This is a genomic window from Peptostreptococcus stomatis DSM 17678, from assembly GCF_000147675.1.
GTDB lineage: Bacteria > Bacillota > Clostridia > Peptostreptococcales > Peptostreptococcaceae > Peptostreptococcus > Peptostreptococcus stomatis.
The window spans coordinates 1-687 of sequence record NZ_ADGQ01000031.1 but is presented as its reverse complement, the minus strand read 5'-3'; the positions used below and the strand labels follow the sequence as shown (position 1 = coordinate 687).

The 687-nt window shown below is 48.9% G+C and carries 5 tRNA genes and 1 rRNA gene; all 6 read left to right on the top strand.

Annotation, left to right across the window (positions count from 1 at the left end):
- Window positions 1-22 precede the first annotated feature (22 nt).
- The 6 genes from rrf to HMPREF0634_RS02830 all read left to right on the top strand — a co-directional run bounded on the left by rrf (window position 23) and on the right by HMPREF0634_RS02830 (window position 614).
- Window positions 23-139, top strand: a 5S ribosomal RNA gene (gene rrf / locus HMPREF0634_RS02855).
- A 5-nt stretch (window positions 140-144) separates the two neighbouring features.
- A tRNA-Leu gene (locus HMPREF0634_RS02850) sits at window positions 145-234 on the top strand.
- Window positions 235-267: 33 nt separating this feature from the next.
- Window positions 268-344, top strand: a tRNA-Ile gene (locus HMPREF0634_RS02845).
- 9 nt (window positions 345-353) lie between these two features.
- Window positions 354-429 (top strand) — tRNA-Trp (locus tag HMPREF0634_RS02840).
- A gap of 25 nt (window positions 430-454) precedes the next feature.
- A tRNA-Ile gene (locus tag HMPREF0634_RS02835) sits at window positions 455-531 on the top strand.
- 7 nt (window positions 532-538) lie between these two features.
- Window positions 539-614 (top strand) — tRNA-Phe (locus HMPREF0634_RS02830).
- The last annotated feature ends 73 nt before the right edge of the window (window positions 615-687 follow it).

The following is a 687-nucleotide window of genomic DNA, read 5'->3' as shown; positions in this document are numbered from 1 at the left end:
GAGAGTACAATCTCTCTAATAATATGGTTACTATAGCAAGGAGGATACACCTGTTCCCATTCCGAACACAGAAGTTAAGCTCCTTAGCGCTGAAGGTACTTGGTGGGAAGCTGCCTGGGAGAATAGGACGTAGCCATGTGAAGTGCCGAAGTGGCGGAACTGGCAGACGCACAGGACTTAAAATCCTGCGAAACTTATACTTTCGTACCGGTTCGATTCCGGTCTTCGGCACCATACAGTATACCTGGTAGATTTTACCAACATTGTGGACCATTAGCTCAGTTGGTTAGAGCGCCCGGCTCATAACCGGTAGGTCCGGGGTTCGAGTCCCTGATGGTCCACCATATAACCATAGGGGTGTAGCTCAGTTGGTAGAGCGTCGGTCTCCAAAACCGTGCGCCGGGGGTTCGAGTCCCTCCACCCCTGCCATCCAGAAAAATACATTTTAATATTTGGGCCTATAGCTCAGGTGGTTAGAGCGCACGCCTGATAAGCGTGAGGTCGCTGGTTCGAGTCCAGCTAGGCCCACCAAATATTAGCCTAGATAGCTCAGTCGGTAGAGCAGGGGACTGAAAATCCCCGTGTCGGTGGTTCGATTCCGCCTCTAGGCACCATATTTTTTGGAAAAAGTACTTGACAGATATTTCTCTAAATAGTACAATAAACAAGTCGTCAAAAACGACATAA